This window comes from Micromonospora sp. NPDC049049 (assembly GCF_040649115.1).
Classification (GTDB): Bacteria; Actinomycetota; Actinomycetes; order Mycobacteriales; family Micromonosporaceae; genus Micromonospora.
This window is the reverse complement of sequence record NZ_JBEZEX010000007.1, coordinates 153,351-168,259: the sequence shown is the minus strand read 5'-3', so window position 1 is coordinate 168,259 and position 14,909 is coordinate 153,351. Positions and strand designations below refer to the sequence as shown.

14 protein-coding genes are annotated in these 14,909 nt (G+C 71.2%); 4 read left to right on the top strand and 10 right to left on the bottom strand.

Annotation, left to right across the window (positions count from 1 at the left end):
- Positions 1-131: 131 nt before the first annotated feature.
- The gene (locus AB0B68_RS10475) at positions 132-1,448 is read left to right on the top strand and encodes a serine hydrolase (protein ID WP_357259175.1); all 1,317 of its coding nucleotides are present in this window, start codon (positions 132-134) and stop codon (positions 1,446-1,448) included.
- Between the two features lie 7 nt (positions 1,449-1,455).
- Here AB0B68_RS10475 and AB0B68_RS10470 read toward each other — a convergent pair whose 3' ends face one another.
- The 8 genes from AB0B68_RS10470 to AB0B68_RS10435 form a co-directional block, all read right to left on the bottom strand.
- A complete protein-coding gene (locus AB0B68_RS10470) occupies positions 1,456-2,226 on the bottom strand; it encodes a hypothetical protein (RefSeq protein ID WP_357259171.1) in 771 nt (256 codons plus the stop codon).
- Positions 2,227-2,279: 53 nt separating this feature from the next.
- Complete coding sequence (locus AB0B68_RS10465) at positions 2,280-3,038, bottom strand: MerR family transcriptional regulator (RefSeq protein WP_357259168.1); 759 nt, start codon at positions 3,036-3,038, stop codon at positions 2,280-2,282.
- A gap of 50 nt (positions 3,039-3,088) precedes the next feature.
- A complete protein-coding gene (locus AB0B68_RS10460) occupies positions 3,089-5,344 on the bottom strand; it encodes an EAL domain-containing protein (protein WP_357259164.1) in 2,256 nt (751 codons plus the stop codon).
- 315 nt (positions 5,345-5,659) lie between these two features.
- Positions 5,660-5,893 (bottom strand): zinc-ribbon domain-containing protein, encoded by a 234-nt coding sequence (locus AB0B68_RS10455; protein WP_357204293.1) that lies wholly within the window; start codon positions 5,891-5,893, stop codon positions 5,660-5,662.
- A gap of 206 nt (positions 5,894-6,099) precedes the next feature.
- Positions 6,100-6,969: an SRPBCC family protein gene (locus tag AB0B68_RS10450; RefSeq protein WP_357259160.1), complete on the bottom strand. Its 870-nt coding sequence runs from the start codon at positions 6,967-6,969 to the stop codon at positions 6,100-6,102.
- Positions 6,962-7,519 (bottom strand): helix-turn-helix domain-containing protein, encoded by a 558-nt coding sequence (locus AB0B68_RS10445; protein WP_355005525.1) that lies wholly within the window; start codon positions 7,517-7,519, stop codon positions 6,962-6,964. The genes AB0B68_RS10450 and AB0B68_RS10445 overlap by 8 nt, the downstream gene beginning before the upstream one ends.
- Positions 7,520-7,620: 101 nt before the next feature.
- Complete coding sequence (locus AB0B68_RS10440; RefSeq protein WP_357259156.1) at positions 7,621-8,964, bottom strand: class I SAM-dependent methyltransferase; 1,344 nt, start codon at positions 8,962-8,964, stop codon at positions 7,621-7,623.
- Positions 8,961-10,358 carry an FAD-binding oxidoreductase gene (locus AB0B68_RS10435; protein WP_357204300.1) on the bottom strand — a complete coding sequence of 466 codons (1,398 nt, stop codon included), beginning with the start codon at positions 10,356-10,358 and terminating at the stop codon, positions 8,961-8,963. Before AB0B68_RS10435 ends, AB0B68_RS10440 begins: the two co-directional genes overlap by 4 nt.
- A gap of 93 nt (positions 10,359-10,451) precedes the next feature.
- On the opposite strand from AB0B68_RS10435, the gene AB0B68_RS10430 reads away from it, so the two are divergent.
- Positions 10,452-10,922, top strand: coding sequence for a YbaK/EbsC family protein (locus tag AB0B68_RS10430; RefSeq protein WP_357204302.1), 471 nt, complete (start codon positions 10,452-10,454; stop codon positions 10,920-10,922).
- A gap of 63 nt (positions 10,923-10,985) precedes the next feature.
- Entirely contained in the window at positions 10,986-11,699 is a 714-nt protein-coding gene (locus AB0B68_RS10425) for an RICIN domain-containing protein (RefSeq protein ID WP_357259153.1), read from the top strand.
- Between the two features lie 48 nt (positions 11,700-11,747).
- On the opposite strand, the gene AB0B68_RS10420 is transcribed toward AB0B68_RS10425, so the two are convergent.
- Complete coding sequence (locus AB0B68_RS10420) at positions 11,748-13,052, bottom strand: MFS transporter (protein WP_357204306.1); 1,305 nt, start codon at positions 13,050-13,052, stop codon at positions 11,748-11,750.
- A gap of 52 nt (positions 13,053-13,104) precedes the next feature.
- Here AB0B68_RS10420 and AB0B68_RS10415 point away from each other — a divergent pair, with 52 nt between their 5' ends.
- Entirely contained in the window at positions 13,105-14,112 is a 1,008-nt protein-coding gene (locus AB0B68_RS10415; protein WP_357259149.1) for a helix-turn-helix domain-containing protein, read from the top strand.
- Between the two features lie 311 nt (positions 14,113-14,423).
- Here the strand turns inward: AB0B68_RS10415 and AB0B68_RS10410 are convergent, their stop codons facing one another.
- Positions 14,424-14,888, bottom strand: a complete 465-nt coding sequence (locus AB0B68_RS10410) for a hypothetical protein (RefSeq protein ID WP_357206936.1) — start codon at positions 14,886-14,888, stop codon at positions 14,424-14,426.
- Positions 14,889-14,909 lie beyond the last annotated feature (21 nt).

Genomic DNA, 14,909 nt, shown 5'->3' with positions numbered 1-14,909 from the left:
GAGCAAAGCGGTGATTACCTGTGGGTCACAGTTATACCTGCGGGCCACCGCGGAGGGGGACATTGCCGCCCGGACGGGTGACGCCGGTCCCGCCGGTCCCACCCGCCCCCGGCGCTTCATATCGTGCAAACGTGAGAAAAAGCGACAAGAGGCGCTCATCTTCCCTGCTGGGGAACTCTGCCCGCGTACCCCTGAAGGTGCTGACGGCGGCGGTCGCGCTCGCGGTGCTCGCGACGACCGGGCCGGCCACCGCGGACGGCCCGGGCCGCGCGCCCGTCGCGGAGAGCCACGAACCCGGGGTGGACCCGACGCCGGAGCGCCCGCCGACCAGTGAGGTGTCCTGGCTGTCGTTTCCCGGCGGGGTGTTCGCTGTGGACTCGCTCGGGCACACGGTGCGCTACCGCGCCTGCGACGGCGACACCGGTCGGGTCGCCGACCCGGGCATGCGGGTCGCCGCCGGGGTGGCCAGCGGCGCGGTCGTCGTCGGCGGTACCGCCTACCGCTACCGGGTGCCGCTCATCGGGCGCAGCGAGGGCACGCTGGAGGTGATCCAGCGGCACCGCCCGCCGACGACGCTGACCGGAGTGGTGGTGACCAGCCCGCAGCCACCCACCGACCCGGTCGCCGGGGCCCGGCTGTTCCCGCTCAGCGGGCAGCTCGCCCGGGTGGTCGCCGACGCGAGCCTCAACCCGGCCGGGGTCACGGTGCGCGACCTGTCCGGCCGCTACGGCGACCAGCAGATCGCCGTCAACGGCTCGCTGCGCCCCAAGGCGGCGAGCGTCATCAAACTGTGGATCCTCGTCGAGCTTCTTCGCCGGGTCGACTGTGGACAGGTCTTCCTCGACGACGGTGTGCTGGTCACCCCGGAGGACGTGGTCGGCGGCACCGGCCAACTGCAGTTCGAGACGTTCCCGCTGGTGGTCACAGTGCACCGGCTCGCCCAGTACCTGATCAAGTACAGCGACAACGTGGCCGCGAACGTGCTGATCACCTACCTGGGTGGGTTCGCCCCGGTCAACGCGCTGATCGACTCGATGAACCAGCGGTCCACCATCCTGGCCCGGCGGATGCTCGACAGCGCGGCGGCGCAACGCGGCGAGGAGAACTACACCAGCCCGGACGATGTGGTGTCACTGCTCGGCGCGGTCTGGGACGGCGAGATCCTCACCCCCGCCTCCCGCGACCTGATGATCGGCTTCATGCGGGAGCAGACCCTGAACACGAAGATCCCGGCGGCGTTGCCGCCCGGCGTGCCGGTGGCCCACAAGACCGGTGACCTGCCGGACGCCTCACACGACGTCGGCTACTACCTGATCCCCGGCACCGAGACCGCCGTCGCGTTCCTCACCGCCGGCCCCATGGCCACCGGCGACGAGACGGTCCGGCGGATGGCCCGCACCGTCTACGACTTCCTGGTCACCCCCACCGAGGGGGCGGTCGAGGAGTGAGCCGCCCTCAGGCGCCGGGGATGTTCGCCGGCGGGTCCTCGCCCACCAGGTCGGCCGCCGGCGGGTCCGCCGACACCGGCAGCCCGAAGTCCGAGTACGTCAGGTCGAGCTGGGCGGTCTGCGACTGCTCACTGGCCAACTCGATGCGGTAGCGGACCAGCCGACCCTGCTCGTCAACGGCGGCGGTGAACGGGACCGCCCCCGCCCGGTCACCCAGCACGTTGCCCACGCCGCTGCCCAGCACCGCGCCGCTCTGGCGCAGGTCCAGCGTGCCCGCGTACTCCCGCTCGGCGGTCAGCCGGGCCCCCGTCGGCGCGCCCAGCGTGCTGGCCAGTCGGGTGTTGTCCAGGCCCTGCTTGGCCGCCGGGGCACCCGGTTTGCCGACGTGCCACCAGGTCTTGCCGTCCCAGACCGGTACGCGGCGGTCCGGGGCGGTGACCCGCACGTACACGTCCGGCCCGGTGGTCAACCGCTCGATCTTCACCACGCCGGTGGGCACCTTCAGCGAGGTGGTCTCCAGACCACGCTTCGCCTTCGGGTCCCAGAGCAGCACAGTCGCGTCCCCGTCCGTGCCGCCGGTGCCGACCGTCAGCTTGTACGGCTGCTCGTCGGCCTTCGCGGCGGCGGCCTTCAGCACACCGACCGGGTCGGCGCTCGCCGACGCCGCCGGACGACCCGGGCCCGGGTCGTCGTTGCCGGCGGCGACCAGCGCCCACGCCCCGGCACCGACCGCCACCACGAGCACGGCGACAACGGCGATCAGCTTCGGTTTCGGCACTGTCATCTCCCCCGGGCGGTGCGGTCCGGCCAGACTAGCCGGACCGCCCGTCGTCACGCCCGGCTGATCGCGTTGGCGTGGATCGCCTCGTGCAGATAGGCGGCCAGCCCTGCGGCGATGTTCTCGTAGTACGCGGTGAACCGCTCGTCGGCCAGGTACATGTCGGCCAACCCGGTGTGGATCTCGTACGAGCACTCGTAGAACCAGCGGCTGATGAGCTGCCGGTGCTCCTCGGCCAGGCCCATCGCCTCCGGGCTGTCCGCCGGGGCGCCAGAGGTCAGCACCGCGACCATCCGCCGACCCCAGTCCTCGTTCTCCGCCTTGTTCCGCAGCCAGTCGTCCTTGGTGTATCGGGACACCCGCCGGTTCGACTCCCGGTACGCGTCGGTGTCACCCCAGCGCTGCTCCGCCTCGGCCCGGTGCTCCTCCGGGTCGACGTCACCGAAGACCTCGAACCGCTCCTCCGGCGTGAGTTGGATGTTCATCCTGCTCGCCTCCATCGCGAACTCGATCGCCGTGACCATCTCCTGCAACCGTGTGAGCCGTACCGTCAGCAGTTCGTGCTGCCGGCGCAGGTGCGCGGCCGGATCGGCCGCCGGGTCGTCGATGATCGCGGTGATCTCCTCAAGCGGGAAACCAAGCTCCCGGTAGTACAGGACGAGTTGCAGCCGTTGCAGGTCCGCGTCGTCGTAGCGGCGGTAACCCGCCGAGGTGCGCCCGCTGGGCGAGAGCAACCCGATCTCGTCGTAGTGGTGCAACGTCCGCACCGTCACGCCGGCCACCTTCGCGACCTGACCCACCGTGTACGCCATGGTCCCCCTTCCTTCCGGGAACCAGGCTCCTGCCTGCCGCTACGTGAGAGTCAACTCTGATTCTGGCCCACCATGGCGGGGCCGTCCGGCCGCCCGTACAGATAGCCCTGGCCTCGCGGGCAGCCGATCGCGGTGACCGCCTCGTGCTGACGCTCGGTCTCCACCCCCTCGGCGACCACCGCCAGGTCGAACGCGCCGGCCAGGCGGGTGACCATCTCCACTGTCGCGTACGCCCGGTCGTCGGTGCCCAGTCGGGCCACGAACGACCTGTCGATCTTCAGCTCGGTGGCCGGAATGCGGTGCAGGTAGCTCAGCGACGAATAGCCGGTGCCGAAGTCGTCGATGGCGATCCGGATGCCCAACTCCCGCAGTTGGTGCAGCCGCTCCAGCACCGCCTCGGTGCCCTCGATCAACGCCGACTCGGTCAACTCCAGTGTCAACGCCCGTGGTGCCAACCCGGCGGCGCTGGTCGCCGCGGTGACCGTGGCGATCAGATCCGGCCGGCGCAGGTGCGCGGCGGCGATGTTCACCGCGACCGTCGCCTCCGGCATCCGGCCCCGCCAGGTGGCGGCGGCCCGGCACGCCTCGTGGATCACCCAACGGTCGATCGGCAGGATCAGCCCGGTCTCCTCGGCCAGCGGCAGGAACCTCGACGGCGACAACATCCCCAGCCGGGGGTGCCGCCAGCGCACCAGCGCCTCGGCGCTGCGCACCGCACCGGTGGTCAGGTCGACGATGGGTTGGAACTCCAGGTGCAACTGGTCCTCGTCGACAGCGCGGCGCAGGTCGGCGATCAACTCGGCGCGGGAGACGGCCGACTCGCGCAACGCCGCCGTGCACGTGCGGTACGCGGACTTCCCGGCCGCCTTGGCCGCGTACATGGCGATGTCGGCGTCGCGCAGCAGGTCACTGTGGGAGGCGTGCTGCGGGCCGTACTCGGCGATACCGATGCTCGCCGACGGGTGCACCCCGACGTCCTCCTCGTCGTCGGACGGCCGCAACGCGTCCAGCAGCCGCTCGGCGAGCCGTTCGGGTGACACCGGCCGGTCGCCGTCGACAAGCACGGCGAACTCGTCACCGCCGAGCCGGGCGATGGTGCCGTCACCGTTCACGGCAGTGTGCATCCGGGCCGCCAGCCCGGTCAGCAGGGTGTCACCGGTGGCGTGCCCGAACCTGTCGTTGACCTGCTTGAACCCGTCCAGGTCGAGCAGCAGCACCGCCACCGGTCGCCCGTCGCGCAGGGCCAGGCGCAGCCGCCTGTTGAACAACAGCCGGTTGGGCAGCCCGGTGAGCTGGTCGCCGTACGCGAGGCGGCGCAGCCGGGCCACCAACCGCAGGTTCTCGTTGGCCGCCAGCCCCTGCCGGACGGCGAGAGCGGCCAGCAACACCATCATCGTCACGAACACCAGCTGCGGGGTCTGCCCGGTGGGCCGACGGGCCAGCACCACCGCGACGATCGCCCCACCCACCGGCAGGTACGGCAGCGCCACCCGCCACCAGGGCGGCAGCGGCGACTCGGCGGTGTCGTCGGTGCCGTCGCAGTCCGGTGGCGGCGCGTTCCGGGTGGCCAGGCCGATCAGCAGGTAGCTCAACGGCCAGCACAGGTCGATCGGGTGACCGGCGGTGTAGTCGGCGCGGGCGACCAGCGACACGTAGACGACGTCGGCGACGACCCGCAGGGTGAGGCTCGCCGCGAGGATCGTCATCGGCCGCCACATCGGCCGGGCCGGCCCGGACACCGCGACCAAAATGGTGAGCTGCATCAGGTCGAACATCGGGTAGAGCAGCCCCAGCGTGCGCGCCGGGTCGGCCAGCTCGGCGGCGGCGACCCCCCGGAAGACCAGCACCCAACCGATCGGCACCAGGGCCAGGGCGACGATCACCCCGTCCAGCAACGTACGGGCCCGCCCCACCGCGGTCCTCGGTGCGGACGGCGAGCTGAGCAGCGCGGCAGTGCCGGTGAGGATTCCGGCGGTGAAGACCACCCCGACCACCGGCGTGTGCGGCAGGTCGCCGCCGACGAGCCGCTGCGCCGTCCAGATCGCCCGACCGATCGCGGCCAGCCCCATGGTGAGAGCGAGCAGCGTCCAGAACCGGCGCAGCGGCGCCGGATGCCGACGGGCCACCCCGACGCACGCGACCGTCGCCCAACCGGCCACGAGCATCCCACCGAGGTCACTGACCAGCGCGGCACCGGGCAACGCGGCAAGCAGCCAGCACGCCTCCAGCAGGATGACAGCAGCCGCGACGAAAGCACCGGCGGGGTTCAGCGTCCCCGCAGCCTGCTTTCCGTCCTGTCGGGACACGGTCGCTCCGGCTCTTTCGTCGTGCGTGCACCCTCGGCGGCGCCGGTCCACGGCAAACCCCGAAAGCCTAACCAGCGCCCAGAAAGGCCGCCAGAGCCGAACGTTCACCCCGCTGCGGCTCCGGCCTCCGGTCAGCGGCCAGCAGATCGGTTCCAGGGTGAACGGGGCAAGGCGGTGCCGGCCAACGGACGGCGTGCGCGGCGGCGTCTACGCCGGCCGGGGGTACAGGGCGGGCGGGCAACGGTGTGCACAGCCACGTCGACCGAGGACGTCTGTCGACCGATCAGCCAGCAGAGGAAGCGTTCCATCGTCGGATCAGCCGACCGGGAGGCGCTCGGCGTCGGCCCTGGCAACCTCGTACTCCGCCCCGCAGAACGTGCACTGCTGCGCGTACCGGGTGCGGATCGGGATGAGGGGAATGAAGAAAAGGGTGAATTTCGTCGAGCGGCGGGTGATCACCTGTGCGGCCTGGTTGCCGCAGTGGCGGCAGACCTGCTGCACGACACCGGACCGGTCGACCTTGGTACGCAGACCAAAGATGAAGAACATCGCCAGCCAGTACCCACCCAACCGCGAAAAGTCACCAGATCCCGGCAGCGGATCAGGGAAAGCCGGGCGACGGACGCACAAGATCGTGCTCGATCCTGGATGTAGTGGCCTCCGGGGCGAACGAGGCCACTACATCCCTGATCGAGCACGATCAAGGCGGGCGATCAACGCACGACGATCACGGTGACGCAACCACCGTGCGGCTGTCAGCCTGCCGGCGCGGGCTCCAGGCCGGGGATCTCCTCGGAGAGCCAGATCGGCTGCCAGTTGGTCATCTCGTGGAAGCGGCGCAGCTCGAACAGCCCGGCAACCGACCCGCTCCAGGCCCCGTACGGTGGGTTGGCCTCGTCGAAGCCGCTCTGCACGAAGGTCAACGTGGTCCGGCCACCGGACTCGGCCAGCTCCCAGCTCGTCACGCCGGTCGGCCCCCAGTCGACGGACATCCGGCGACCGGGCTCCAGGTCGACGACCTTGGCCGCGTAACCGGTCTCGAAGCCGCCCATGGCGTACCGACCGCCGACCCAGGGCTCGATGCCGATCGGGTAGCCGAACCAGGCACTGGCCTGCTCGGAGTCGGTCAGCGACTCCCACACCTTGTCGGCGGGGGCGGCGATGACCAGCTCGCCCCGCAGGTCGGCGGAGGTGAAGTCGGTGCGGGGCAGCAGTGGCTTGCCCTCCAGGTGGGCGGCCAGGTTGGCGATGGACAGCGCCCAGTACGTCTGGAGGACGCCCCGGATGGTGGAGCCGCTCATCGCCTCGGCGAAGTCGAAGTGACTCTGGATCAGCGTGAGCACCGTGCTGTCGGTGCCCTCGGCGGTCAACTGGAACTCGGTGGTGGTCTCCACGCCGTCGAGCAGCCAGCTGAAGCGCAGCGTGTCGTCGTCGGCGTGCAGCAGCCGCTGGTGCGGGGCGTCGCCTTCGGGCGTGTATCGGCCCCAGAACTCGTACCGCCGGGGCAGCTCGACCTCGGCGTGCTCGGCCAGCCAGAGACGCAGCTCGGCCGGGTCGGTCAGGGCCTGGCGGACGCGCCCGACGGGCGCGGAGAGACGGGCCTTGACCTTCATCGGCTCACTCATTGTCGTTCCCTTTCGGATAGCAGGCGACGGCCAGCTTGAAGGCATCTCCTTCGCTGCCGCCGTAGCGGGTGAACAGGTCTTGAAGCGCGGTTTGCAGGTCGTGCAGGAACTGCTGACGCTGCTCGGCCGGCACCCGGATCTCGCCGGAGACCCCGATCGAGGGCAGCTCTGGTGCCGCCCGGTCCAGGCCGGCGATGTCGGCCTGGACCTCCTCCATCAGGTCGAGCAGGTAGCCCAGGCTCAGTTCGTCGCGGGCCCGGCGCAGGCCGATCCGGCCGACGAGTCGCGGGGAGAGCCAGTAGGAGCGGGCGGCGGCCTGGTAGATGCCTTCGGTGATGCCGCGGACCTTGCGTTCGTTGACCAGCTCGACGAGGCCGGCCGCGACGAGCTGCTTGACGTGGTAGTAGACGCGCTGTGGCGTCTGGTCGAGTCGGGCCGCGACCTCGGTGCAGGTGCGCGGCTCGGCCAGTTGCCGCAGCACCTCGACGCGATGCGGCTTGAGCAGGACTTCGGCCTGCTCGATCTGCTCCAGGTACAGGACGTCTCTCATGACAAAATCAGTTTGTACGTACAAAACTTCTTTGTCAATTGCTTCGCGAGAAGCCGCGCCGACTTTTCTCGACGCGGCTTCAGGCGACGGTCAGCAGGTGATCAGGGCAACCAGTCCGGCCGGAGCGGGTAGCCGCTCACACCGTTCGGGCCGTTGTGGGTGGCCAACACCTGGTGCAGCTGAATGCCGTTGCGCTCGAACGCCATCCGCGACCCGGCCATGTAGAGCCCCCACACCCGGGCGGTGCCCGCGCCCACCTCCGAGACGCAGAAGTCCCAGTGCTCGACCAGGTTGCGACACCAGGCGGCCAGCGTCAGCGCGTAGTGCTGGCGCAGGTTCTCCTCGTGATGCACCTCGAACCCGGCGTCGTGCACCTCACTGACCAGTCGACCCGGACCGGCCAGCTCACCGTCCGGGAAGACGTACCGGTCGATGAACGCTCCCGAGCGGTGCGGTGCGCGATTGTCAGCGCGGGTGATGCAGTGGTTGAGCAGTCGCCCACCCTGCCGCAGCCGGCCGCGCAGCGCCCCGAAGTACGCCGGGTAGTTACGCACCCCGATGTGCTCGGTCAACCCGATCGAGGAGATGGCGTCGAACTGCTCGGCCGGCGCGTCCCGGTAGTCGAGGTATCGCACCTCCGCCAGCTCGGTCAACCCCTCCCGCTCGATCGCGGCCTGCGCCCACTGCGCCTGCGCCTTCGACAGGGTCACCCCGAGCGCCTTGACGCCGTACTCGCGGGCCGCGTGACGCACCATGCCACCCCAGCCGCACCCGACATCCAGCAGCCGCATCCCCTTCTTCAGCGCCAGCTTGCCCGCGACCAGGTCGTACTTCGCCGCCTGGGCCTGCTCCAGCGTGTCATCAGGGGACCGGTAAACCGCGCAGGTGTACGTCATCGACGGGCCGAGCACCTTCTCGTAGAAGGCGTTCGAGACGTCGTAGTGGTGCGAGATGGCAGTGCTGTCCCGCACCCGCGAGTGCCGCATCCCGTTCATCACCCGCTTCCAGCGGGGCTGCGCCTCCTGCGGCGGTGCCGGCGGCGGCATCAGCCGCTCCCAGCCCAGCCCACGGACCAGCGCCAACCCCTCGGCCAGCGACGGTGGGCGTAACCGCAGCTCGTCCTTGAGCACCCGCAACGCCTCGTACGGGTCACCCGGGTGCACGCCCTGCAACGCCAGGTCACCACTGACGTACGCCCGGGCCATGCCCAGGTCGCCAGGTGCCGTGAGCAGGTACGACAGCCCTCGCTCGGATTTGATCGCCAGGGTGATACCGGCGTCGGACGGGCCGACGGCGCTGCCGTCGTACCCGGTGATCCGCACCGGCAACGGCCCCATGGTGACCGCGCGGATGACATCCGCGACGGTCGGACCCGTGTGCCGGCCCCCCGCCGGCGGGGTGGAGGGGACGCTCGCCGCCCCCTGATCTCTGTCGGTAAGGCTCATGCTCGTGCTACCGCCTTTTCGTACAGTCCCGTCAGCCGGTGGTCCGGGTCGTAGCGGTCTTTCACCGCGCGCCACGTGTCGCCGCCGTAGAGGCGATCGAAGGCGTCCCGGTCGTAGTACGCGTCGGAGTAGAGCGACTTGTGCCCGCCCGACTCCGACACCCTGCGTTCGATCGTGCGGTTGACGTCGCCGTCGGCGGCGCCCGGCGCGATCGGCACGCTCCCCCAGAACCCGATGTTGACGTAGTCCTGCCCTGGCCGCAGCGGATACAGCGGCCAGGACCGCGCCGAACCGGGCCCCGCCGGCTCACGCAGTCGCAACGGACACAGCCACACCGGGTTCATCCCCACCGCGCCGGCGAACCAGCGCAGGAAGTCGGCCGTACGGTCCAGCGGGATCTCCACGTCCTGCACGACCCGCTCCCGGGCCGGTTGCCCGCGCAGCCGGTCGATCCGGGCCGCCACCTGGTGGCGGTGCTCCAACCGGACCAGTCGGTGGTAGAAGTCGCTGCGCCGGTAACGCGCCGGCCAGAGCCTGCGCACGACCGGGTGCTGCGCGCCGAACGCCGACGAGCACCAGAACCAGTCGGTGTCCCAGCGCCACAGATAGTCGTACGCGGTGAGTACGTCGCGGGTGCGCTGGCGCAGCGACCGGTAGTAGATCGACTGACCGGTGTAGTCGCTGGGCGGGTCGGCCCCGTCGGTGAACGTGGCGAAGACCAGGTACGCCTCGCCGGGGCTGAACATCACCCCGTCCATCGCGTCCACCGGTTCGCCGGCCCAGGACCGGGTGGCGGTCACCTCCGCGATCGCGTCGGTCAGCGCCTCCAGTTGGGTGAACCGGACGTTGCGCAACGCCACGTACCGGCCGACCGGTTGCAGCTCGATGCGCAGCCGGGTGGCGTACCCGAGGCTGCCCAGCGAGTTGGGGAACGCGGTGAACAGGTCGGCGTGCTCGCCGTCGGGTCGGGCGGTGATGATCTCGCCGGAGCCGGTGAGAACGTCCAGCTCCTGGACGGACTCGTGCGGCAGGCCGTTGCGGAACGAGGTCGACTCGATCCCGAGGCCGGTCACCGCGCCGCCCAGCGTGATGGTGCGCAATTGCGGCACCACGAGCGGCATCAGGCCGTGCGGCAGCGTCGCGTCGACCAGGTCCTCGTAGGTGCACATGCCCTGCACGTCGGCGGTGCGGCCGGCGGGGTCGACCGACAGCACGCCGTTCAGGCCACTCACGTCGAGCCCCGGAGTCCGGGGAGCGGACCGGGGGCGGAACAGGTTGGAGGTGCGTTTGGCCAGCCGGACAGGCTCGCCAGTGGGCACCGCGGCGTACGACCGCCGCAGCGTGTCCACCGCTTGATCATGGTCAATTGGGTGATCCACACGCTCAGCGCGCATGTGATCACCTTACGCTCGCCTTTTGGAAACCGTGGGATGTCGGCCGTGGCAGTTTCCCGTCCGCTGGCAGGCCCGACGGCTACCGTGGCGGGCATGCCATCGCCAGCGATCACCGCCCTGGACGCCGCCCAACTGCCGTATCGGCTGGTCAGCCACGGTGCCGTCGGCAGCCTCGCGGAGGCAGCCGCCGCCCGGGGCGTGGCCGTCCCCGACGTGGTCAAGACGATTGTGGTCCGGCGCGGCGAAGACGATCACCTGTTCGTGCTCACCCCCGGCGACCGGGTCATCTCCTGGCCCAAGCTGCGCGCCCTGCTCGGGGTGCACCGACTCTCCATGCCGGACGCGGCGGGCGCGCTGGCCGCCACCGGCTACGAACGCGGCACCATCACCCCGTTCGGCGCGAGCACTGCCTGGCCGGTGGTCGCCGACGAGCGGCTGCGCGGCCGGGAGATCACCCTTGGCGCCGGCGAGCGGGGTCTCGCCATCGCAATCGACGCCGACGCCGCGATCGCCGCCCTCGACGCCACGGTGGCCGACGTCACCGACGAGCAGCCCACCCGCTGAGCCTCACCGCCCCCGCACCGCCGGGCTGGCTCCGGCGCGACGTCGTGGGTGAGGATGGCGCGTATGTCAGCGCCCGAGGAACGCCCCGACCCCGCCGGCACCGTCTACGGCGGTCACCGGGCGCCTCGCTCCGGCCCGCTGGCCGATCCGTTGCTGCGGGTCGCGGTGGCGGTCGGGGCCGTCGGCGTACTCCTGGGGGTCGTCTTCGCCACCGGGCTGCTCGACGGTGACGACGAGCCGTCGGTGCCGGCGTCAATCGGTACGCCGTCCAGCGCGGCGCAGCCCAGTGAGCCGACCGGCGAGCCGAGCCCGACCGCACCGGCCGAGCCGTCACCGACCCCGTCGGCCAGCACGCCGGCCGCCCCACCCAGCGGCCCCCGGGTGCTGCGCGCCGCCTCGGGCCTCTGCCTGGGGCTCGACGGTGACGGCAAGGAGGCCAAGGCCGAGTTGGTCGTGTGCACCGGCACCCCGGAGCAGCAGTGGGTGGTCAGCCCGGCCGGCACGGGCGTGCTGTCGTTGACCAACGCCGCGTACGGGCAGTGCCTCGACGTCGAGGGTGGCAGTCAGGACGACGGCGCGCGGTTGCTGCAGTACCCCTGCCACGGTGGGGCCAACCAGCAGTGGCGGTTCGGCGGGACCGGCACCAGCGCGGTCCTGCTCATCGCCGCGCACAGCAACAGGTGCGCCCAGGCCGACGACGACGCCGTCGAGGCGGGCGACGACATCCGGCAGCGACAGTGCGACGGCCGGCCGGCCCAGCAGTGGACAGTGAGCTGACCGGCCGACGCGTCGCACGTCCCGTGCGGCCGTCAGGTTCAGCGCGGTTCAACCCCGCAACCTCCACGCCCTGGGCGCGGTCGCGGCGACCAGCACGGCCTCGGGCACCGGTCGGCCCGGTCGGCGGCGCAGCAGCAACGACAGCCCGGCGGCGCCGATCGACAGCGCACCCGCCACGTACCAGGCCATCGCGTAGTCGCCCAGCCGGTCCCGGACCAGCCCCGCGCCGGTGGCGGCGACCGCCGCGCCCAGTTGGTGCGCGGCGAACACCCAGCCGAACACCACAGCTCCGGCGCCACCGAAGTACTCCCGGCACAGCGCCACCGTCGGCGGCACCGTGGCCACCCAGTCCAGGCCGTAGAACACGATGAACACCAGCATGCTCGGCTCGGCGGTGCCGGAGAAGAGGCTCGGCAGCACCAGCAGGGACAACCCGCGCAGCGCGTAGTACAAGCCGAGCAGCAACCGGCTGTCCACCCGGTCGGTGAGCCAGCCGGAGGCGATGGTGCCGACAATGTCGAAGAGCCCCACCAGGGCGAGCAACCCGGCCGCCGTGGTCTGGGACATGCCGTGGTCGTGGGCGGCCGGCACGAAGTGGGTACCGACCAGGCCGTTGGTAGTCGCCCCGCAGATCGCGAAGCCGCCGGCGAGCAGCCAGAACGGTCGGGTCCGGGCCGCGGTGGCCAGCGCGCCGATCGCCCGGGTCGCCGCGCCGCCGGTCGGCGGCGGCGCCGCGACGACAGCGGTCGCCCCGTAGGCGGGCAGGCCGAGATCCGCCGGGTGTTCGCGCAGCAGCCATACCACCAGGGGTACGACCGCCAGCGCCGCCGCGGCCACCACGAGTGCGGCGGTACGCCAGCCGTGATCGCGTACCAGGATGGCGATCAGTGGCAGGAACACCAGTTGCCCGGCCGCCCCGCCAGCGGTCAGCACTCCGGTGACCAGGCCCCGCCGGTGCACGAACCAACGGCCGGTGACGGTGGCCACGAACGCCAGCGCCATCGAGCCGGTGCCCAGCCCCACCAGCACACCCCAGCAGAGCAGGAGCTGCCAACTGGCGGTCATGAAGACCGTCAGACCGCTGCCCGCGGCGACCAGCAGCAACGCCACCGAGACCACCCGGCGGATGCCGAACCGGTCCATCAGGGCGGCCGCGAACGGCGCGGTGAGCCCGTAGAGCAGCAGGTTGACCGAGACGGCCGCGGAGATCGTGGCCAGCGGCCAGCCGAACTCCTCGTGCAGCGGGTGCAGCAGCACCGACGGGGTGGCGCGGAAGCCGGCCGCGCCGACCAGCGCCACGAAGGCGACGGCGGCGACCAGCCACGCGGGATGCAGACGTCGGTTCTTGGTCACCGGACAAGTCTGAGCTGGTCCACACACCTCGGCGAGTGGCCGGAAAGCCATCATGCGCAATAATCGGGCCATGACCGATCGCCCGCACCGGATCGCCGTACTCGCCCTGCACCAGGTGGTCGGCCTGGACCTCGGCACCCCGGCCCAGGTCTTCGGCACGGCCCGGGCCGCCGACGGGACACCCTTCTACGACGTCCGGGTGTGCACTCCCGGCGGGCAGCCGGTCCGTAGCACCGCGGGCTTCCAGGTGCTACCCGACCACGGGCTGGAGTTGCTCGACACCGCCGACACGGTGATCGTCCCCGGCATCCACGACGGCACCGCGCTGACCTCGGGCACCGTCGAGCCGGAGGTGGCCGAGGCGCTGCGCGCGGCGTACGAGCGGGGTGCCCGGATCATGTCGATCTGCACCGGAGCGTTCGTGCTCGCCGCCGCCGGGCTCCTCGACGGGCGGCGGGCGACCACCCACTGGGCGTACGCCGAGCAGTTCCGCCGCCTGCACGACCGGGTGGACCTCGACCCGGGCGTGCTCTTCATCGGCGACGACCGGGTGCTCACCTCGGCCGGAGTCGCCGCCGGCATCGACCTCTGCCTGCACGTCATCCGCCTCGACCACGGCAGCGAGGTGGCCAACCGGGCGGCCCGCCGCTGCGTGATGCCGCCCTGGCGCGACGGCGGTCAGGCGCAGTACATCGAGCAGCCGGTGCCGAAGGCGACCGACACCAGCACGGCGGGAGCCCGGGAGTGGGCGCGGCAGCGGTTGCACGAGCCGATCGCGCTGCGCGACCTGGCCGAGCAGGCGCGGATGAGCGTGCGCACCTTCACCCGACGCTTCCGTTCGGAGACCGGCCTAAGCCCGGCGCAGTGGCTTCTGCACCAGCGCACCGACCACGCGAGACTGCTGTTGGAGACGACCGACCTCACCGTCGACCAGATCGCCCACCGCTGCGGTTTCGGCACCACCGCCGCCCTACGCCAGCAACTGCACCAACGCATCGGCGTGGCCCCGTCCACCTACCGCCGAACCTTCCACCCCCGCCCCGAACTAATCAAAACCTGACCGCAACCCCGCCCACCCCCGGGCTGCACCCCCGCGCTGCACCCCCGCGCGCCCTCGGCGCCCCGCGCCCCGCGCCCCGCGATCTTGCACTTTCGGTCGCCCGTATGCATGGTTTGCCCATAATTGCGGGGGCAGAAAGTGCAAGATCGCGGAGAGCATGGGCGCGGGGCAGGGCTCGTTCGATCTCTCGTCCCGGTCCGGGCAGCACTACTTGCGGGCGTGATGTCTGTGAGTCATCAAGATGACTCACAGTCATCACGCTCAACGGACCACGGCACCCGTGCCGGGTCGCACTGATCAGCCGCCGCCGGTCAGGACCGGAGCAGGTGCAGTTGGGACTGGTGCTTCGGCAGGTGCACCCGGGTGTGCAGGTCCAGGGTGCGGGACCAGGGCAGTGGCTCGTCGACGATGAGGTCGAAGCCCTCGCGTAGGTGCGTCTCGACCGGGGTCTCCGCTGCCAGGCCGAGCTGGTCGACCAGCCCGCACAGCCGGTCACTGGTGCCGTGCAGCAGCGCGGTCAGGCCACGCAGGCCACCCTGCTCGGCGGCGAGCGCGTCGAGCTGCGGGCGGTGCACGTCCTCCTCCAACTCGTAGTAGGCGAACGGCGACCCGGCCAGCAACGCCTCGGTGGCGTGGATCATCAGCTCGTCGTTGGCGACCAGATGCGCGACGATCTGCTCGGCACTGAGCTGCCCCTCCGGAGCCGGACCGAACCCGCCAGCGTCGACCTCCGCGAACAGGGCACCGTAAGCCCGCCGCAATCCCCCGCTCTCCATCCCCCCAGTCAACCCGCCGCG